Raw genomic sequence first — 18963 nt, 5'->3', positions numbered from 1 at the left:
GCACTCAAAGGCGCCTCACCCGCCAGCCGTGTCACCAACCAACCGGGTTAGTACACCTAGCCAGCCCGAGACCGCAACTTTGGCGAGGTCTCGGGTGTTGCGGCGCTCGGCAGTGCTGGTTGTGGGAGGCGCAATGCTCTCGGTCATCAGTTGCTCCTTTGCAGGTGATGCTGTGGATGGGGATGAAGCGTTACCGGGGTCTAAAGGGTGCCGTATCGGGCTCCGCTGAGTGCGGACATCAATGACCGGCAGCGGGACGATTTCTACTACCATACAAGCACTACCATTCTAGTGTGTCAACAGATTAGACTGGTGGCATGCCAACGGACAAAAGAGGGATTCCGCCCCGCCTCTCGGTGCGGGACCAAACCCTCGAAACGCTTCGCCGCCGGATCATTTCGCTGCAGCTCCCGCCCGGCGAACCGCTGTCCGAGAACGAGTTGGCGCAGGAACTGGGCGTCAGCCGGACCCCTGTGCGCGAAAGCCTGATCCTGCTGCGCGAAGAAGGGCTGGTCCAGGTCTATCCGCAAATCGGCTCGTTCGTATCGCTGGTGGATCTGGGACGCGTGTCTGAAGCGCAGTTCGTCCGTGAAGCCATCGAATGCGCCTCCCTTCGCGACCTCGCCGTAGACAGCGCCGGCATCGGGGGGCTTCGCCGGATCCTGCGGGAACAGTCCGAGGCCAACGGGCGCGGCGACGTGGAGGAATTCTTCCGCCTGGACGAGGACTTCCACCGCGAACTCCTGCGGCTTGCCGGGCACGAGTCCGCCTGGGCCGCGGTCAACTCGGCGAAAGCCCACCTGGACCGGGCCCGCCGGATGAGCCTGCTGGACACCCGCCCGGTGTCCACCCTGATCGAACAACATACAGCCGTGGTGGACGCCCTTGAAGCCAACGACCTGTCGGACGCGGACGCCAGCCTGCGCCTGCACCTGAGGGCGGTCTTCGAGGACGTCCAGCGCATCCAGGAGGCCACCCCGGAGCTGTTCTCCGACGGAACCGCGCTGCGTCCGTCCCGCCGGAGCGTTGCCCGGCTCACGTAGAAACAATCGGCGCCCGGACAACAACGTGCGCCCCATTTCCGTGGAACGCCAGCCATGCGTCTTGCCGGACATGGCCTTGCAGCGGGGGCGCCCCCTTTTTTGTCGGTCCCCCTTGCTAGGTTTGATTCCAGGCCAAGGGAACCGTCCCGGGGCCTGCGAACAGTTGGGGAGGCCCCGTGTTTCTGCTCGACGCCGCCGGCATGGAGGCCGGAGCTCCACCGGATCTCGTCTTTTCAGCCAGCGACCTGGTGGCTGCCAGCGAATGCGAGTACCGCACGCTCCGTGTGCTGGACGAAAAACTCGGCCGAGCAGCCAAAGCCGAATTCCCTGCTGACGACATGCAGCAGCGTGCAGGCCTGTTGGGCGACCAGCATGAGCAGACCGTCCTCGCAAGCCTGGTAGCCAGGTATGGCCTGTGGGATGCCAGCCGTGGTGCGGGTGTCTACTCCCTGGAGCGGGGACCGAACCTGCGCGGAGAGCTGCAGGCAAAGCACGCGGAAACAGAGCTTGCCCTCCGCTCGGGCGCAGACGTGGTGTTCCAGGCAACTTTCTTCGACGGCGAGTTCCTGGGCTATGCCGACTTCCTGGTCAACGAGGCCGCAGGCACGGGAAACCCGGGCCGCTACGAAGTCTGGGACACCAAACTGGCCCGGCACGCAAAAGTCGGGGCGTTGCTGCAGCTTGCCGCATACGGGGACCAACTGCTGGGGATGGGGTTGGAACCTTCACCCGTGGTCACCCTGGTGCTCGGCACCAGGGTGGGCGCGGACTGGCTCCGAAGCAGCCACTCCCTGCCGGACCTGCTTCCGGTCTTCCGCGAACGGCGCCGGCGTTTCCGGTACCTGACGGCCGGCCACCGCGCCGCAGACGCCCCCGTGCAGTGGCAACAGCCCGGCGTCGTGCACTGCGGCCGCTGCGACTACTGCGCCGAGCAGGTGACCCGCCACCGGGACCTCCTGATGGTCGCCGGGATGTCCACCGTCCAACGGCGCAAACTCCAGGCCGCCAATGTGACCACCATTGACCAGCTCGCGGCCATGCCCGCCCCGGACGCCCAAGGCTCAGTGGCCCGCCTCCGCGCACAAGCCAGGATGCAGCTGGGCCTGGACCAAACCGCAGGGTCACGGACGTTCACGAAGGACGGGCAGCCCCACACGGTCTCCTATACCGTCCTGGCGGACAACGCGATCGGTTCGCTACCCGCCCCGAGCGCCGGAGACATCTTCTTCGACTTCGAAGGCGATCCGCTCTGGCAGGATCCAGCCACCGGCGCCTGGGGCATCGAATACCTCTTCGGCGTCATCGAGGCCCCGGTACCGGGTACTGCCGGGGATCCCGTGTTCCGGCCCTTCTGGGCACACTCCCGGTCCGGGGAACGCCGCGCGTTCCTCGATTTCCTGGATTACGTCGAGCAACGCCGGGCCGTGTACCCGGACATGCACGTGTATCACTACGCCGCGTACGAAAAAACTGCCCTGCGGAACCTGTCCCTGGTGCACCAGGCCGGTGAGGACACGGTGGATCACTGGCTCCGGCAGGGGCTGCTTGTGGACCTGTACGCCACTGTCAAGCATTCGCTCCGGATCTCCGAGGCCTCGTATTCCATCAAGAAGCTGGAACCGTTGTACATGGGAGACAACCTGCGCTCCGGGGACGTCAAGGACGCCGGCGCCTCAGTGGTGGCGTATGCCGCCTACTGTGCCGCCAGGGATACCGGCCGCACAGGTGAAGCCGATGCCATCCTGGCTTCCATTTCGGACTACAACCGGTACGACTGCCTTTCCACCCTCCGGCTCCGGGACTGGCTGCTGGAGATCGCGCCGCAGGCAACCAAGGACACAGGATCCGCCGGAAGGCCGGCGCAGGCCGGCAGGACCGCGCCGGAGGACCCCGTGGAAGTACCGGACGAAACTCCCGAGGAAGTGAGGCTGCGCCAGTATTTGGCGGGCCTTCCCGATGACCGGCCCTGGAGCAATGATGAGCGCGCCGTCGCCATGGTTGCAGCGGCCACCGGGTACCACCGGCGCGAGCGCAAACAGTTCTGGTGGCAGCACTTCGACCGCGTCGAAGCGCCCGTGGAGACCTGGGCGGACCAGCGGAACGTGTTCGTGGTGTCATCGGCGGAGGTCGTGTCGGACTGGGCCCTGGCCAAACCACGGGAACGGATGCGCACCCGGGTCGTGCAGCTCCGCGGAACCATGACGGAGGGCTCCGATTTCCGTGTCGATTCCAGCTGGTGCCGGCTGTATGACGCGCCGGGACCGGAGGGCATGGCTGCCCCGAATGCAGCACCACAGGCCCGGGCCTACGCCTTCAAGACCCGCATCCACCACCTCGCGGCGGCTCCGGACAACCCCGAGCACACCATCATCACCATCTCGGAGCGGGAATCCGGGAAAGTCTCCGCCTACCCGCACCTCCCGATCGCGTTGACCGAGGATACGCCCATACCGACAGACAACATCGAGGCCGCCATCGCGGAACTTGCCAGGACCGTCGGTTCCACAGTGCCGCGACTGCCCGCACAGCCGGGCCTGGACATCCTGCGCAAGGTACCGCCGCGATTCCGCAGCATCAGCGCCCCCGCCGGGGTCCGGCACCTGCAGGACGGCACAGCCGACTACGCAGCAGCCATTGCCGCATCCCTGCGGGACCTTGACGCCTCGTACCTGGCCGTCCAGGGGCCCCCGGGGACAGGCAAGACCCACATCGGCGCGCACGTGATCGGCGAGTTGGTGCGGGAGGGGTGGAAAGTTGGGGTGGTTGCGCAGTCGCACAACGTGGTGGAAAACCTGCTCTGCCGGGCTATCGAGGCCGGCGGCGTGGACCCTTCCGTTGTGGCCAAGAAGCTCGCCGCGCCCCACACTGTCCCCTGGGCTGCAACGGACGATCGTGATGTGGGACGCCTGCTGGCCGCACCGGGCGGCTGCCTGGTGGGCGGCACCGCCTGGACCATGACCGGCAAGGAAGTCCCGGCCGGATCCCTGGACCTGCTGGTGATCGACGAGGCCGGGCAGTTCTCGCTGGCCAACACGCTTGCGGTGTCCCGCGCCGCGGACCGGCTGCTCTTGTTGGGCGATCCGCAGCAGCTCCCCCAGGTCACCCAAGGGGCGCATCCGGAACCGGTGGACGAGTCAGCCCTGGGCTGGCTCGCCGCGGGGCACGCAACCCTTCCCAAGAGCCTGGGCTATTTCCTGGCCGATACCTGGCGGATGCACCCGGAGCTGTGCAGGGCGGTCTCGAACCTCAGCTACGACGGCAAGCTGCAGTCCGCACCGGCCGCGGGCCTGCGCGGACTGGACGGGCTCCCGCCCGGGGTGGAGACGGTGTTCGTCAACCACAGCGGGAACGCCACAGCGTCCAAGGCGGAAGCTGAGGAGGTGGTGCGCCAGGCACGCCGCCACCTCGGCCTGAAGTGGACGTGCGCGCCGGATGCGGGATCCCGTCCGCTGGAGCAGCAGGACCTGATGGTGGTGGCCGCCTATAACGCGCAGGTTCACCTGGTCCGGAAGGCGTTGGCGGAAGCCGGGCTGCCGGAGGTGAGGGTGGGCACCGTAGACAAGTTCCAGGGCCAGGAAGCGCCGGTGGTGTTCGTCTCCATGGCCTGTTCGGCGGTGGCGGAAGCTCCTCGCGGGGCGGAATTCCTGCTGAACCGCAACCGCATCAACGTGGCAGTGTCGCGCGGGCAGTGGCGGGCCGTCATCATCCGCTCCCCCGAACTCACTAGCTACATGCCGCACAAACCGGCGGCGTTGGAGGAACTCGGCGCATTCATCGGCCTCAGCCCGCGGGAATAGGCGCGGTGGGTTTGCGGGCGCAAAGCTGGGACGGTGCGGTCAGTACGCGCGGAAGCCGCGGAAGTGCCCCCCGGCGGGGGATGTTGCCGCGTCCACCCTTTCCACCCGTCCGGGGGTGCTGCCGGAGTTGAGCCATTCCAGGAGCTGGCGGACCTTGGGCTCGGGGCCTTCGGCGAGGACTGACACCGAACCGTCGTCGAGATTGGTCACCTCGCCGGACAAGCCCAGTTCCTCCGCTTTGGCCATGGTCCAATACCGGAAGCCCACACCCTGGACCACGCCGAACACCCGGGCGTCCAGCCGCACGGCGTCCTGCGCCGAACCGTCCTTCGGTGCACCTGCGTGCCTGCCCATGGTGTTCCTCCTCGCGGCCGGCCAGCTCCTCCCGGCCGGGGCACGCAACGCACCGCAAAACACGGTGTGGTGCCGCAGCGTGCCGGGGCGGGAGGAGATACCGGCTAGTTGATGGTGATGTCGCGGGTGGCGTGGTTGTAGCGGATGGTCACGGTGCCGCCGGCGTGGTGCAGTTCGTGGTTGGGGCCGTCGAACGCGCCGAAGGCACCGTAATTTTCCGCCCAGGAGCGGTTCAGTGCGATCTTGAAGGTGTAGTAACCGGCAGGAAGCTCGGCACTCTTCTTCCAAAGCTGGTCCAGGAAGTCGAACTCCATCTGCGCTTCGTCGTACTGCGGTGCCCAGTTCTCCGGTGCGCCCAGGATGGTGTTGAAGTCGCCGGCCAGGGCCACGGCCTCCGGCTGCGGGTGGGTTTCGACGTCCGGACCCTCGAACGGCTCGGTTGCGGGCACGGCGGTCTCAGCCTTGGCCTTCGCCGGGGCCTTCTTCCGGACAGCCTTCACCACAGGTTCCACCACGTCTTCAATGGCCTTGGCGGCCTTCCCCACGGCGGCGGCAGCCTTCTTGGCCGGCGCCTTCCGGGCAGGAGCCTTCTTCGCTGCCGGGGCGTCGTCCTTGGCCGGAACTTCCAGGACGGAAGCAGCTGCGGAGACAGGGCGGACAAAGCCTTCGGGAGCGGTGGGGACCGGGGTGCCGGCAGGAACGGGCGTGCCGGCGTCGAGCGCTGACGCGAAGGTGACCGCGTCCGGGAAGGCAACCGTGGCGCGCATCCCGTCCTCGGTAATGGTCCAGCCGGTGCGGCCCTTGACCAGCCAGCCGGCCTTGACCAGTTTGGCGGTGGCCGAGGTAAGCGTCTTGTGGCCGCGGGGAATTCCGCCGCTGAGGAGTTCAGCCTCGTGATCGTTGAACGGCACGCGGGCGGTTGCTTCAGCCAAAACCTGGCCAGCATTCAGTGCATCGCCGGACCACACGCCTTCGGTCAGGACATCCAGGACGGTCTTGAGACGAAGATAGGTGTTTTCTGCGGTGGACTTGGCCATGATTCCCCTTATATAAAAGCGATCGGTCTTAGGCATCTTGCCAACTGCCTATTAAATCGCGCGACTTTAATTGGTTAACTCTGCGTGTCGTGACCGACTATGAAGCGGATTGGGCCGCAACTGAGGCGGAGGTCTCGGGTAAGGGCCGGCTGCATAACCCCCAAGCGCTGACATGGGTGCTGCCTTGCACTCCCCAGACACGCCTGCGGCTCCCAGTTTACCGGCCCGGGAGCCGCGCTGTTGCCCCTGGCACAGTGGCTGCTCAGGCGGTGGCTTCCCGGCCGTTCAATTCCTCCAGCAGCTCAGCTTTCCGCTCCTCCGAGGCGAAGGAGGAGTGGATGGAGTTGGCGGCCAGGCGGGCCCTGTCGAAGTCGGACAGCTCGAACACCGCGGTCAACTGCGCGAAGTTGTCATCCACGTAGCCGCCAAAGTAGGCAGGATCGTCCGAATTGACCGAGACGTTCAGGCCCGCGGCCAGCATGGCGGGCAGGGGGTGGTCCGCCAGGGTATCCACTGCACGCAACCGGACGTTGGACAGTGGGCAGACGGTCAGCGGAACCCGGGCGTCGACCAGGCGCTCTACCAGGTCGGGGTCATCCATGCACCGGATGCCGTGGTCGATGCGCTCCACCCCCAGGAGGTCCAGGGCCTCGAGGATGTACGACGCCGGGCCCTCCTCCCCCGCGTGCGCCGTCAGCCGGAGGCCGGCCTCGCGGGCCTTCGCATAGAGCCGCTCGAACTTCGAAGGCGGGTTTCCCACCTCGGCCGAGTCCAGGCCGATGGCTCCGATGGGAGCGTCCATGGCCAGCAGCCGGTCCAGCACTTCCAGGGCCGAGTCTTCCGGAAGGTCGCGCAGGAAGGCGGCGATGAGGATGGTGGAGATGCCGTACTCCTCGCGCGAGGTGGCCAGGACCGAGGCCACGCCGTTGACGCATGCTTCCAGCGGGATCCCGCGGGACAGGTGGGCCTGCGGGTCCATCATGATTTCCGCGTGCCGGACGCCGGCGGCGGCGGCGCGCTCAAGGTAGGCACGGGTCATGTCCGCGAAGTCCTGCTCGGTTTGCAGCACGGCCATGTTGGCGTAGTAGAGGTCCAGGAAGGACTGCAGGTCGGTGAACTCGTACTTTTCCCGGAGTTCTTCCAGCCCGGAGTAGGGAAGGGCGATGCCGTTGCGCTCGGCCAAGGCAAAGATGAGCTCGGGCTGAAGCGTACCTTCGATGTGCAGGTGCAGTTCGGCCACCGGGAGGGGGTTGGCGGGGACCGCGGGTTCCGTTTCGGATTCGGGCATGGTGCTGCCGCCGGCGTAGGTTTCCATCCGGACAGGATAATGCCCGGCGGCGGAATCACCACTAGAGTCAAACCAATGCAGAACGCCAAGCACACTGATGACCTGCAGGACCCGGCTTCCACCCCCGCCGCCGACGGTTTTGTCCGGGTCAGGGGAGCCCGCGAAAACAACCTCCGGAATGTGGACGTGGATGTCCCGCGTGATGCGATCGTGGCGTTCACCGGCGTTTCCGGCTCGGGCAAGTCGTCCCTTGCGTTCGGGACGATCTACGCCGAGGCGCAGCGGCGCTACTTCGAATCCGTCGCCCCGTATGCCCGCCGCCTCATCCAGCAGGGCCACAACCCCAAGGTGGAGCTGATCAGTGGGCTGCCGCCCGCCGTCGCGCTCCAGCAGCGCCGTGGCGCACCCAGCAGCCGGTCAACGGTGGGGACCGTCACCACTCTCTCCAACTCCATGCGGATGCTCTTCTCGCGTGCCGGCACCTACCCCGCGGGCAGCACCCAGCTCGACTCGGATGCCTTCTCCCCCAACACGGCGGCCGGCGCCTGCCGGGAATGCCACGGCCTGGGCGTGGCACATACAGTCACCGAATCCTCACTGGTCCCGGACCCGTCACTGAGCATCCGCGATGGTGCCATCGCCGCATGGCCCGGCGCCTGGCAGGGAAAGAACCTGCGGGACATCCTCACCCACCTGGGGTACGACGTCGACACCCCCTGGCGGAAGCTGCCGAAGAAGCACCGGGACTGGATCCTCTTCACCGAGGAACAACCGGTGGTGGAGGTCACCCCGCAGCGCGACCGCGTGGCCAAACCGTACAAGGGCCGGTTCTGGAGCGCCAGAAGCTACGTCCTCCACACGCTGGCCGATTCGCAAAGCGCCTCCATGCGTGAACGCGTGCTTGCGTACATGGAGTCCGGGCCGTGCCCCCGGTGCAAAGGTACCGGGCTGACGCCCCAGGCGCTGGCGGTCACGTTCGCAGGCCGGACCATTGCGGAACTCAACCGGCTTCCACTCGTGGAACTCGCGGACGCGGTCCGTCCCACGGCCGGGCTGGACCACGCCGGAACCGCTTCCCGCACGCAGCTTTCAGGCGAGTCCAACGAAGTTGCGGTGGCCATCACCCGGGACCTGCTCCAACGGATTACAGTCCTCCTGGACCTCGGACTCGGCTATTTGGCGCTCGGCCGCGCCACCCCCACCCTGTCCCCCGGCGAGATGCAGCGGCTCCGAATCGCCACCCAGCTGCGGTCCGGCCTGTTCGGAGTGGTCTATGTGCTCGATGAGCCCTCCGCCGGGCTTCATCCGGCCGATGCCGAGCCCCTCCTGGAGGTCCTGGAGCAGCTGAAATCGTCCGGCAACTCGGTGTTCGTAGTGGAGCACAACATGGACGTTGTCCGCCACGCGGACTGGCTGGTGGATGTGGGGCCCCGGGCAGGGGAAGGCGGCGGCGAGGTGCTCTACAGCGGCCCGGTGAACGGCCTCGCCGGGGTTGAGGAATCGGTCACCAGGCCGTACCTGTTCGACGACGGCATGCAGCCCGGGCGCGGGCGCGCCGGTACCAGCGGCGTCAGGGATGCCGCCGAGTGGCTGGAGTTGCGCGGCATCGCCCTGCACAACCTGCGCAACCTGGACGTCCGTTTTCCCTTGGGTGTCCTGACGGCGGTCACCGGCGTTTCGGGCTCCGGAAAATCCACCCTGGTGGGAAGCGTGCTCGGCGGCCTGGTGGGATCAGGCCTCAATGCCCACGCGGCGCAGGACGAACCGGCAGAAGCCCCTGCCGCGGCGACCGTGGCCGGCCACCACCGGATCGACCGCCTGGTGACGGTGGACCAGAAACCCATCGGCCGGACGCCGCGGTCCAACCTGGCCACCTACACGGGGCTCTTCGACGCCGTCCGCAAGGAATTTGCCGCCACGGAGCAAGCCAAGGCCCGCGGTTTCGGCGCCGGCCGGTTCTCCTTCAATGTTGCCGGCGGACGCTGTGAGACCTGCCAGGGCGAAGGGTTCGTGGCAGTGGAGCTGCTCTTCCTTCCCGGCAGCTATGGCCCTTGTCCGGAGTGCGGCGGGTCCCGGTACAACCCTGAAACCCTTGAGGTGGAATACCGCGGCCTGAACGTGTCCCAGGTCCTGGCCCTGACAGTGGACTCAGCGTCTGAATTCCTTGCAGACGTGCCCGCGGCGGCCAGGAGCCTCACGAGCCTGCGCGACGTTGGCCTGGGCTACCTGCGCCTGGGACAACCCGCCACGGAGCTTTCAGGCGGCGAGGCACAACGGATCAAGCTCGCCACGGAGCTGCAGCGGGCACAGCGCGGCCACACCCTCTACCTGCTGGATGAACCCACCACCGGCCTGCACCCTGCGGACGTCCAGCTGCTGATGGCGCAGCTCCATGGCCTGGTGGACGCCGGAAACACCGTGGTGGTGGTCGAACACGATATGGCCGTTGTGGCCGGTGCCGACTGGGTCATTGACCTGGGCCCGTCAGGAGGGGACAAAGGCGGCACCATCATGGCCGCCGGGACACCCGCCATGGTCGCCACGGCCGCCGACAGCCGGACCGCTCCGTACCTGGCAGCCGCCCTGGGTCAGGAAACCGGCCGCCAACACGAGCGCAAGCCCCGATTTGATAACACCCAGGCGATGTCCTAGCGTGAAATACATGCCCGTTCGGCGGGCTTTTTGATTGCCCGGTGCTGCCTCCACCAGAACTGCCCAGCGGCAGCCACCGACGTTGACCTCTATTTGTCAGGGGTGGGCAGTAGCGCGACGATCTCCGGGGACGGAACCAGCGCCGGTGGCCCTCGGGAGCATCACATCATGAACAACACCAAATTCCGTACTGCCGCACGCCGTGGAGTCACCCTTGCCGCCGTCTCAGCGGCAGGGCTGGCCCTTTCCGCTACCGCCGCCAACGCGGCAACACCCACCTCCACCTGGGACTCACTGGCCCAGTGCGAGAGCGGCGGCAACTGGTCCACCAACACCGGCAACGGCTTCTCCGGCGGCCTGCAGTTCACCTCCAGCACCTGGTCTGCCTATGGCGGAACCGGGTCCCCCGAGAACGCCAGCCGCGAACAGCAGATCGCTGTCGCCGAACGGGTCCAGGCTTCCCAGGGCTGGGGCGCTTGGCCTTCGTGCGCGTCGCAGCTGGGCCTCAGCGGCGGGGGCGGGGCGCCGGTACAGAGCGCACCCGTCCAGAGCGCCCCGGTCAAGCAGGCCACCCAGGTCCAGAACGCCCCTGTCCAGCAGGCACCGCGTCATGCGACGTCCGTTCCGCTGAGCGGTGAAACCTACACCCTGCAGGCCGGCGACACCCTGAGCATCGTTGCCCAGAAGCTGGGGATCCAGGGCGGCTGGCAGCACCTCGCGGACGCCAACCTGGACACCATTTCCGATCCGAACCTGGTGTTCGAAGGACAGGTTATCCAGCTCCCCGCGTAACAGCAGCGGCCGTGGCCGCACCGCCTCCCAAGGCGCCACAGACAGGTCGGCGATAGACAAATTCCGTTGACCAAAAGACGACGCCGGCACGCCCCCACAAGGGATGTGCCGGCGTCGTACTTTTAAGCCAGTGCCCGCTGCCGCGGCGCGCGGGGCCGGACGGTCAGGCGGTCGGGAGTTCGCGGACGATCCGTACTTTCCAGGCGGACTCGTCGCTGGTATCCAGCAGCGCGACTGTGCCGTGGGCAAGGTTCAGGGCCACCCGCTTGACGGCGAGCAGCTCCAGGTAAAGGTGCTCGTTCATGCGGCTGGGGGTGTCGATCATGTACTTCACGGCGTCGCGCACCTTGCGGTAGTTGGCGCTGCGTTCGCGGTGCATGTGAAGTTCCAGCGCTGAGCGCTGCTTGAGCCGGGGCTCATGCCGGTTCAGCAGTGTCACTGCGCTGTGCACTGCGACGACGAGGGTGAGCGAGACACCGTAGATCCACCAGCCGCTCGAGAGCAGGAACAGGGGCAGGTTTCCGATGGCGACCAGCGCGATCACCACGCGCAGGGCGGCAATCCGGCGGACGGTCCGTGCGACGGCGGCCATGCCGTCGCGGAAACGGTGCTGGTCCTTCCGGGCGTCTGCGGGATCGATGGTGAACTCGTCGAGGACCAGGATGCCCTGGGCTTCGGGGCCGAGCAGCTGGCCGTAACGGGGCAGCGCCGGGCGGGCGTCGGCTGTGGACTTTTCAGGCATAGATGTCATGAGTGAGCTTCCAAAACGCTGGGGTGGTTGCCGAGATCTTAGTGGTTTAACCTGGGAGCCGTATGCATGCGTCCACTATTTGGACAGATAGCGCGGTGTGGAACGCGTCCAGGGCCATCGACCGGGTGTGGCCGCCGGCACAGCAATTGGCACTTCCGCCGGCTGCCGTCAGACTGAATGGATGCAAACTTTCCTCCCGTACCCTGACTTCCGCCAAAGCGCCGCAGCCCTGGACACCGCGCGGCTGGGCAAGCAGCGGGTTGAAGCGCTGCAAACCCTTCGAGCCCTGGTGATCCCCGAATACGGCTGGCAGACCCACCCGGCGATCAGGATGTGGATGGGCCACGTGCCAGCCCTGACCATGTATGGGCTCGCGATGGTGGACGAGTGGATTGAGCGGGGCCACCCGGATAACACCCGGGCCAACATTGCCGAGTTCGCCCCGCAGGCAGCCCATCCGGACTACGCCGCCAAAATCATCATGCCGCCGTGGCTCGGGGACCCCGACTTCCACCTGAGCCACCGGTCCAAGCTGGTGCACAAGGAACCAAAGTTCTACACCCCTGTTTTCCCCGATGCCATTCAGGGAATGGACTATGTCTGGCCCGAGCCAAGGCACGAGTTCCTGCCGCAGGAGCCGGAAGGGGACCTCTTGTGGATCCTCCGAGACCCCCATGACGACGTCGACCCGCAATCGCTCACCACTGTGGCACTTCCGCCGGTCAACCGGAACGCTTCAGCAGCGATGCCTGCCGGGGATGACGGTTATACCCCGGTCTATGTCGAGGACGGGTCCCGGCGCCCGTCCCGCGCGGCGAAGAAGGCGCCGCCAAAGCCCCAGGTGAAGAAGCCCACCCGCAAACGGCAGGCGCAGGAGGATGCATTCCGCACCCTGCCGGGCAAGACCCCCGTTGCTGTCCCGTTGGAACACGGGGCGCAGTTCGCCCTGGGCCAGGTGGTGGGCCGGCCCATCACGCTCGATGACGGCCGCTTTGGCAGGACCTTCGAGGTGCTGGAGATCATCGACCGTTCGGCCTTCGCCTACCCCGCCATGCTGCAGGATCCGCGGGTGTTCTTCCCCGTCGAGGCCCCGTAGCCGTGACGGTTCTGTTGGCCGGGTGCGGTGACCTGGGCACCGAGGCGGGCCTCCGGTTCGCAGCCCTTGACCACCGGGTCGTAGGGTGGCGGCGGTCGCCCGAAAAGTTGCCGGCAGCCATCGAAGGCGCCGCGGCGGACCTGCGGTCCCCCAACCTGCCGGTGATCCCGGCGGACACCACCGCCGTCGTCATAGCCGTAGCAGCAGATAACTCCTCAGAAGAGGCATACCGTGCTGCGTATGTACGCGGAGTGGCACATGTGCTGGATGCGCTGGAACGGGACGGCGTAACCCCGGAACGTGTCCTCTTTGTCTCTTCCACGGCCGTATACGGTGACGCGGCGGGCGGCTGGGTGGATGAGGCTACGGACCCGAACCCCGGTGGTTTCTCCGGGAAGGTGATGCTCGAGGCCGAAGATCTCCTGCACAGCCGGCTTTCCGGGACAAGCGCCACAACGGCCCTGAGGCTGGGCGGCATTTACGGGCCTGGCCGGACCAGGCTGATCGACCAGGTGCGGAGCGGCTCCGCCGTCATACCTGAGGACGTCCGCTACACCAACAGGATCCATCGGGATGATGCCGCTGCGGCGATCGTGCACCTGGCCACCATGGCGGATGCCCCTGCTCCGGTTTACGTCGGCGTGGATGACGAGCCGGCCGATCTTGGTGCCGTCCTGCGCTTCCTGGCATCCGAACTTGGACTCCCGCAACCCCAGGCAGGCGATGCAGGTCCCGCCCGTGGCGGCAACAAGCGCTGCCGGAACGACCTGCTGCGAAGCACCGGGTTCAATTTCACGTTTCCCACCTTCAGGGAAGGGTACAGGGACGTCATCGCAGGGAACGGCAGCCGCCATCCCTAGCCGGGATCCTCGTACCCCGTTCGGTTCCGCGTCGGGCGGCAGATGCCTGGCCCAAAGTAAGGCAGGGAATGGAATTCAGGCAGATCATTGAAGCCACCGGGCAGCTGGTCGACTTCGCAGGGGTCGCGGTCATGGTCATTGGGGCGTTGGTGTCACTCCCGCTGGCCATCCGGGGCTACCAGCCCCGGCAGCTCCCGGCCGGCGCGGAAAGATTGAGCTTCTACCGCTCGTACCGGCAGTCGCTGGGCCGCTCGATCCTCCTGGGCCTTGAATTGCTGGTCGCTGCGGACATCATCCGCACTGTTGCCGTCACACCGACGTTCGAAAGCGTCGGGGTGCTGGCGGTCATCGTGCTGATCAGGACGTTCCTCAGTTTCTCCCTGGAGCTGGAGATCACGGGGCGCTGGCCGTGGCAGAAGGACCCGGCGGCAGCCCGCTCCGGCGCGCACGCCCCTGCCGGGTAAGGCGCCTTGCAGCGTCCGTTAGGCTTCAGCCATGACTGAAACCCTCCGCGCCAAAGCGTCCGAACTGCTCCGCCTCCACCAGGCTCCTGAGATCCTCCAAGTGGTCAACGTGTGGGATGCCATCACCGCCAAAGTCATGGCGGATGTCCCGGGCACCACGGCGCTCGCCACGGCAAGCCACTCCATCGCCGCCTCGCTGGGCTATGAAGACGGTGAGAACATTCCCGTCGACGAGATGATCGCCTTTGTCGGCCGTATCGCCGCCGCCACGGACCTGCCTGTCAGTGCCGACCTTGAATCCGGCTACGGCAACCCCGGGGAGACTACCCGCAAGGCCATTGCCGCAGGCATCGTGGGGGCAAATATCGAGGACCAGATGAGGCCGCTCGCCGACGCGGTCAACCAAATGTCGGCAGTGGTCCACGCCGCGTCGACGGAGGGGATCGAGTTCGTCCTCAACGCCCGGACCGACGCCTTCCTCAAGGGCAAGGACCGCGACCCCGGCGAGGTGCTGGCGGATGCCATCGCCCGCGGCAAGGCATTCCTTGACGTGGGAGCCACTACTGTCTTTGTGCCCGGCCTGCTGGATGAGCCCACGGTCACCGCGTTGGTCGAAGGCATTGGCTGGAACAAGGTCTCTGTCATCAACATCCCCGGCTCCCTTCCCCCTGCCAAGCTGCAGGAACTGGGCGTCGCCCGCATCTCGTACGGTCCGTGGACACAGCGCGTGGCCCTGACCGCTCTGGCTGACACCGCGGCCGCGTTGCTCGCCGGCGGACAGCTTCCCGAGGATACCCGTCCCTTGAACTAGCAGCGCCGGGCGTCCGCGGCCGGCACCAGCGAAGGAGTCGATTGACCTTGACCGGTAGTGCAAGTGCGGCAGCAGTGTGGCCACGGCCCCCGGAACTTCCCGGGCCGGTGCTCTCCGACCAACGGTGGCTGGACGCCGTCTTCCTTCATTGGCGCATCCCGGAGTCGGTGGCAGCCGCATTCATGCCTGAGGGAATCCAGCCGGACGTGTTCGATGACAGTTCCTGGGTGGGCTTGATCGGCTTTCGCATGGAGCAGGCGGCGCTTGGGCGCGGCCCCGGCGTTCCCTACCTGGGCAGCTTCAACGAGGTGAACGTCCGGCTCTACTCCCGTGAGCCGGACGGGACGCGCGGAGTGGTGTTCCTGAGCCTGGACGCCAACCGGCTTCCGGTGGTTCTTGCAACCCGGGCGGCAGGAATCCCCTACGTATGGTCGCGAATCCGGCAGCGGCCGCCCTTTCCGGTCAGCGGGGGCAGAACGCAGCGCGCCTCCGGCGGGACCGGGACTGGGGCTGCCGGCTCCACGGACGAATTTCCTGTCGGCTATGCCGTGCGCCGGCGTGGCAGCACGGCGGCACGCAGCGACTTTACGGTGCTCCCCAAGCTGCGGGAGACCGCCACTGATCCCCTGTCCGTCTTCCTCACCGCCAGGTTCGGCATGCACGGCCGCTTTCTGGGAAAGACGGCCTATGTGCCGAACACCCACCAGGCCTGGCCGCTTTTCCACGCGGAGGTCCAACAGCTGAGCGATGGATTGATCGACGCTGCCGGGATCACTGTTGACGGGCCGCCTGATTCAGTGCTGTATTCGCCGGGTGTCCGGACCAGGTTCGGACAGCCACGCATAGCCGGCGCTCCCGGATAGCGTGATCTCCGGGCTCGCCGAGCTCTACTTGGCCAGGCCGGCCTTACGGAGCGCCTCGGCCATTGCCGTATCGCTCCCGGGCTGTGGTTTGGGGGCCGACCGGACGCCTCGGGAGGCATCGGACGGTTGTTTTGGCTGTTGCCCGCCGGGGCGGCCGCCGCGTTCAGGCTTTCCGCCATGGCCGGGTTTTCCGCCGCGGTCGGGTTTCCCGCCGCGCTCCGTCGTTCCGGCGCCTGGGCCGCGCCGCCCCGAACCTGCCCCGCCGCCGGCCGGTTCGTCGTCGAGCCTTAAGGTAAGCGAAATCCGCTTCCGTTCCGGATCGGCTTCCAGGACCTTGACCCGGACAACCTGGCCGGACTTGACAACCTCACGGGGATCGGACACGAAGCGGTTGGCCAGGGCCGAGACGTGCACCAGTCCGTCCTGGTGCACTCCCACGTCCACGAACGCCCCGAACGCCGCAACGTTGGTGACCGTTCCTTCCAGGACCATCCCGGGCTTGAGGTCCGAGATCTTCTCGATCCCGTCCGCGAAAGTGGCTGCGGCAAAGGCGGGACGCGGGTCCCGGCCGGGTTTGTCCAGCTCGGCAAGGATGTCCTTGACCGTGGGAAGGCCGACGGAATCGTCAACGAAATTCCGCGGGTCCAATGAAGACGCAGGACCCGACCCGGCGGCGACCAGGATCTTCCTCGCCACGGCGTACGATTCCGGGTGCACGCTCGAGGCATCGAGCGGCTCCGCTCCCCCGGTGATCCGCAGGAAGCCGGCACACTGTTCGAACGCCTTGGCGCCCAGCCGAGGGACTTTCTTCAAGTCAGTCCGCTTCGAGAAAGGTCCATGTTCGTTGCGGTACGCCACGATGTTTTCACTGAGCAAAGGCCCGACGCCGGCCACCCGGCTCAGCAGGGCGGGTGAGGCTGTGTTGACGTCCACGCCTACGGCGTTCACGCAGTCCTCCACCACGGCGTCCAGGCTCCGGTCCAGCTTGGATGCTGTTACGTCATGCTGGTACTGGCCAACGCCGATGGATTTGGGGTCGATCTTGACGAGCTCGGCGAGCGGGTCCTGCAGGCGCCGGGCGATGGAGACGGCTCCGCGGAGCGAAACGTCCATCCCCGGAAGTTCGGCTGCGGCGAGCGCCGAGGCGGAGTAGACCGATGCGCCTGCTTCGGAAACCACGAGTTTTTGCGGCTTCCGGTCCACTTCGGGCAGCAGTTTGATCAGGTCGGCGGCGAGTTTGTCCGTCTCCCGGGACGCCGTCCCGTTGCCTATGGCCACGAGTTCGACGGCGTGCTGCCGCGCCAACCGGACCAGGGTGGCCAGGGCATCGTCCCATTTCCGTGCTGGTGCATGCGGGTACACCGTGTCTGTGGCCACCACCTTGCCGGTACCGTCCACCACGGCAACTTTCACGCCGGTCCGCAGCCCCGGATCGAGTCCCAGCGTGGGACGGTTTCCCGCCGGGGCGGCCAGCAGGACGTCCCTGAGGTTGGCGGCAAACACCCGGACTGCTTCGTCCTCGGCTGCCGTGAACAACCTGGCGCGCAGGTCTGAGGTGAGGCGTGCAAGCACCCGGGTGCGCCAGGCCGCCTGTGCAGTCTGCATCAGCCACACGTCGGCGGGACGGCCGCGGTCGGCGACTCCGAGGAATCTGGCCACCGCGGACTCGTAGCGGGCGCGGGCGGCGGTGAGGGCGGCGTCGTCCGACGGATCGGCTTCGGCAAGGTCCAACTCCAGGATGCCGTCCTTCTCGCCGCGGAACAGCGCCAGCACCCGGTGCGAGGGCATGCGGTCGGGCGACTGGGCGAACTCGAAGTAGTCCGCGAACTTCTGGCCTTCAGCTTCCTTGCCCTTTTTGACGCGGGACACCATCCGGCCCTGGGTCCACAGGCGGTCCCGGAGGGTCGCGGCGAGGTCGGGATCCTGGGCCAGCCGCTCCACCAGGATGGCCCTTGCGCCGGCGAGCGCGGCGGGGGCATCGCCAATGGAGTGCTCAGTGTTGAGGTACTTTGCGGCCTCCCGTTCCGGATGCAGGTCCGGGCGCTTCAGCAGGGTGTCGGCGAGTGGTTCCAACCCGGCTTCCCGGGCAATTTGGGCCTTGGTACGGCGCTTGGACTTGAACGGCAGGTAGATGTCTTCAAGCCTGGACTTGGTGTCCGCAGCGAGGATCGCCTTGCGGAGTTCGGGCGTCAACTGGCCTTGCGCCTCCACCGCTTCGAGCACGGTACGACGCCGGTCGGCGAGTTCGCGGAGGTAGCGGAGGCGTTCGTCGAGGTCGCGGAGTTGGGTGTCGTCCAGCGTCCCCGTGGCTTCCTTGCGGTACCTGGCGATAAAGGGAACTGTGGACCCGGCGTCGAGCAGCCCCACCGCCGCCTTCACCTGCCAGGCCTTGACCCCCAGTTCATCGGCGATCTGGCCGAAGATGGGATCTTCGGCCGACGCGCCGGAGGGGGTGGAAGCGGGGGAAGGCACAGGCTGTTGGGTCACCAGAACATCTTGCCCTAACGGCCCGCGTGGCTCCACCGCGGCCGGCGTTGGCGGGCAGCTGGCGGAGAAGTCGAGTATTCCGCTCAGCCCCGCAAAGTGCTGTAGTGGACTTGCAGTCACTGGTACCCATGCTCGAGGAAGAGGCCACCATGCGGGAACTGCTTGTCGTGTTTCAAGAGGGGTTCGACGAGGCCAACATCACCGTGACGGTTAACGGCAAAGTTGTGCGCAGGGACCTTGATGTTTCCACCAATCCGCTGCTCGGCATCGCCTCGGAAGTTTCTGTGGAGCTTCCCGCGAAGGGCGCACAGGTGGGAGTGGAGGTCACCAACCGCGGCCTCAAGGCCATCACGAAGGTCAGCGGCAGGCCCAAGAGTGTGCTCGTTTCCATCGAGGACGGCAGGCTGCGGATGAGGGAGGGCACGGGCCGCGAGGCGGTGTTGTGAGCCCGGTTTCGACCCATAAAAGGACTCTGGTAAGAGTCCATTCGTTGGAGTATCATCTGATCACCGCCGGCTTCCGATGGAGTCCGGCGGGCCACATAAATTCTCAGCCGGAGGCCGTCGGATGGCCTTACGGCACTGCTGCCCGGGACCAGCACCCCTGACAGCCAACGACGGCGGCACCCACCATGGGTGCCGCCGTCGTCGTTATGTTCGGGGTAGCGG

At 66.7% G+C, this 18963-nt stretch carries 15 protein-coding genes; 10 read left to right on the top strand and 5 right to left on the bottom strand.

What is annotated here, in order from left to right; all coding sequences use genetic code 11:
• The first annotated feature begins 317 nt into the window (after positions 1-317).
• Complete coding sequence (locus QRN53_RS14415; RefSeq protein WP_285244516.1) at positions 318-1043, top strand: GntR family transcriptional regulator; 726 nt, start codon at positions 318-320, stop codon at positions 1041-1043.
• A gap of 176 nt (positions 1044-1219) precedes the next feature.
• Positions 1220-4840, top strand: coding sequence for a TM0106 family RecB-like putative nuclease (locus QRN53_RS14410; RefSeq protein WP_285244515.1), 3621 nt, complete (start codon positions 1220-1222; stop codon positions 4838-4840).
• A gap of 39 nt (positions 4841-4879) precedes the next feature.
• On the opposite strand, the gene QRN53_RS14405 is transcribed toward QRN53_RS14410, so the two are convergent.
• From QRN53_RS14405 to QRN53_RS14395, 3 genes are all read right to left on the bottom strand, one after another.
• Positions 4880-5194 carry an acylphosphatase gene (locus QRN53_RS14405; protein ID WP_285244514.1) on the bottom strand — a complete coding sequence of 105 codons (315 nt, stop codon included), beginning with the start codon at positions 5192-5194 and terminating at the stop codon, positions 4880-4882.
• Positions 5195-5298: 104 nt separating this feature from the next.
• On the bottom strand, positions 5299-6231 hold the full coding sequence (locus QRN53_RS14400; RefSeq protein WP_285244513.1) for a pullulanase X25 domain-containing protein: 933 nt from the start codon (positions 6229-6231) through the stop codon (positions 5299-5301).
• A 262-nt stretch (positions 6232-6493) separates the two neighbouring features.
• A complete protein-coding gene (locus tag QRN53_RS14395) occupies positions 6494-7546 on the bottom strand; it encodes an adenosine deaminase (RefSeq protein ID WP_285244512.1) in 1053 nt (350 codons plus the stop codon).
• A 48-nt stretch (positions 7547-7594) separates the two neighbouring features.
• Here QRN53_RS14395 and uvrA point away from each other — a divergent pair, with 48 nt between their 5' ends.
• Both uvrA and QRN53_RS14385 read left to right on the top strand, forming a co-directional pair.
• Positions 7595-10171 (top strand): excinuclease ABC subunit UvrA, encoded by a 2577-nt coding sequence (uvrA, locus tag QRN53_RS14390; protein ID WP_285244511.1) that lies wholly within the window; start codon positions 7595-7597, stop codon positions 10169-10171.
• A gap of 168 nt (positions 10172-10339) precedes the next feature.
• A complete protein-coding gene (locus QRN53_RS14385; protein ID WP_285244510.1) occupies positions 10340-10963 on the top strand; it encodes a LysM peptidoglycan-binding domain-containing protein in 624 nt (207 codons plus the stop codon).
• Between the two features lie 163 nt (positions 10964-11126).
• Here the strand turns inward: QRN53_RS14385 and QRN53_RS14380 are convergent, their stop codons facing one another.
• Positions 11127-11714 (bottom strand): hypothetical protein, encoded by a 588-nt coding sequence (locus tag QRN53_RS14380; RefSeq protein WP_285244509.1) that lies wholly within the window; start codon positions 11712-11714, stop codon positions 11127-11129.
• 181 nt (positions 11715-11895) lie between these two features.
• Here QRN53_RS14380 and QRN53_RS14375 point away from each other — a divergent pair, with 181 nt between their 5' ends.
• The 5 genes from QRN53_RS14375 (at position 11896) to QRN53_RS14355 (ending at position 15808) form a co-directional block, all read left to right on the top strand.
• Entirely contained in the window at positions 11896-12810 is a 915-nt protein-coding gene (locus QRN53_RS14375) for an MSMEG_6728 family protein (RefSeq protein ID WP_285244508.1), read from the top strand.
• A gap of 2 nt (positions 12811-12812) precedes the next feature.
• Positions 12813-13670, top strand: coding sequence for an SDR family oxidoreductase (locus QRN53_RS14370; protein WP_285244507.1), 858 nt, complete (start codon positions 12813-12815; stop codon positions 13668-13670).
• A 68-nt stretch (positions 13671-13738) separates the two neighbouring features.
• Positions 13739-14134, top strand: coding sequence for a DUF1622 domain-containing protein (locus QRN53_RS14365; protein ID WP_285244506.1), 396 nt, complete (start codon positions 13739-13741; stop codon positions 14132-14134).
• Positions 14135-14165: 31 nt separating this feature from the next.
• A complete protein-coding gene (locus tag QRN53_RS14360; protein WP_285244505.1) occupies positions 14166-14945 on the top strand; it encodes an isocitrate lyase/PEP mutase family protein in 780 nt (259 codons plus the stop codon).
• 47 nt (positions 14946-14992) lie between these two features.
• Positions 14993-15808: a YqjF family protein gene (locus QRN53_RS14355; protein ID WP_285244504.1), complete on the top strand. Its 816-nt coding sequence runs from the start codon at positions 14993-14995 to the stop codon at positions 15806-15808.
• A 24-nt stretch (positions 15809-15832) separates the two neighbouring features.
• Here QRN53_RS14355 and QRN53_RS14350 read toward each other — a convergent pair whose 3' ends face one another.
• Positions 15833-18295 carry a Tex family protein gene (locus QRN53_RS14350; protein WP_285244503.1) on the bottom strand — a complete coding sequence of 821 codons (2463 nt, stop codon included), beginning with the start codon at positions 18293-18295 and terminating at the stop codon, positions 15833-15835.
• Between the two features lie 128 nt (positions 18296-18423).
• Between QRN53_RS14350 and QRN53_RS14345 the strand changes: the two genes are divergently transcribed.
• Positions 18424-18741, top strand: a complete 318-nt coding sequence (locus QRN53_RS14345; protein ID WP_285244522.1) for a hypothetical protein — start codon at positions 18424-18426, stop codon at positions 18739-18741.
• Positions 18742-18963: the final 222 nt, after the last annotated feature.

The organism is Pseudarthrobacter sp. fls2-241-R2A-127 (assembly GCF_030209355.1).
In the GTDB taxonomy this organism is placed as follows: domain Bacteria; phylum Actinomycetota; class Actinomycetes; order Actinomycetales; family Micrococcaceae; genus Arthrobacter.
This window is presented reverse-complemented; position numbering and strand designations above follow the sequence as displayed.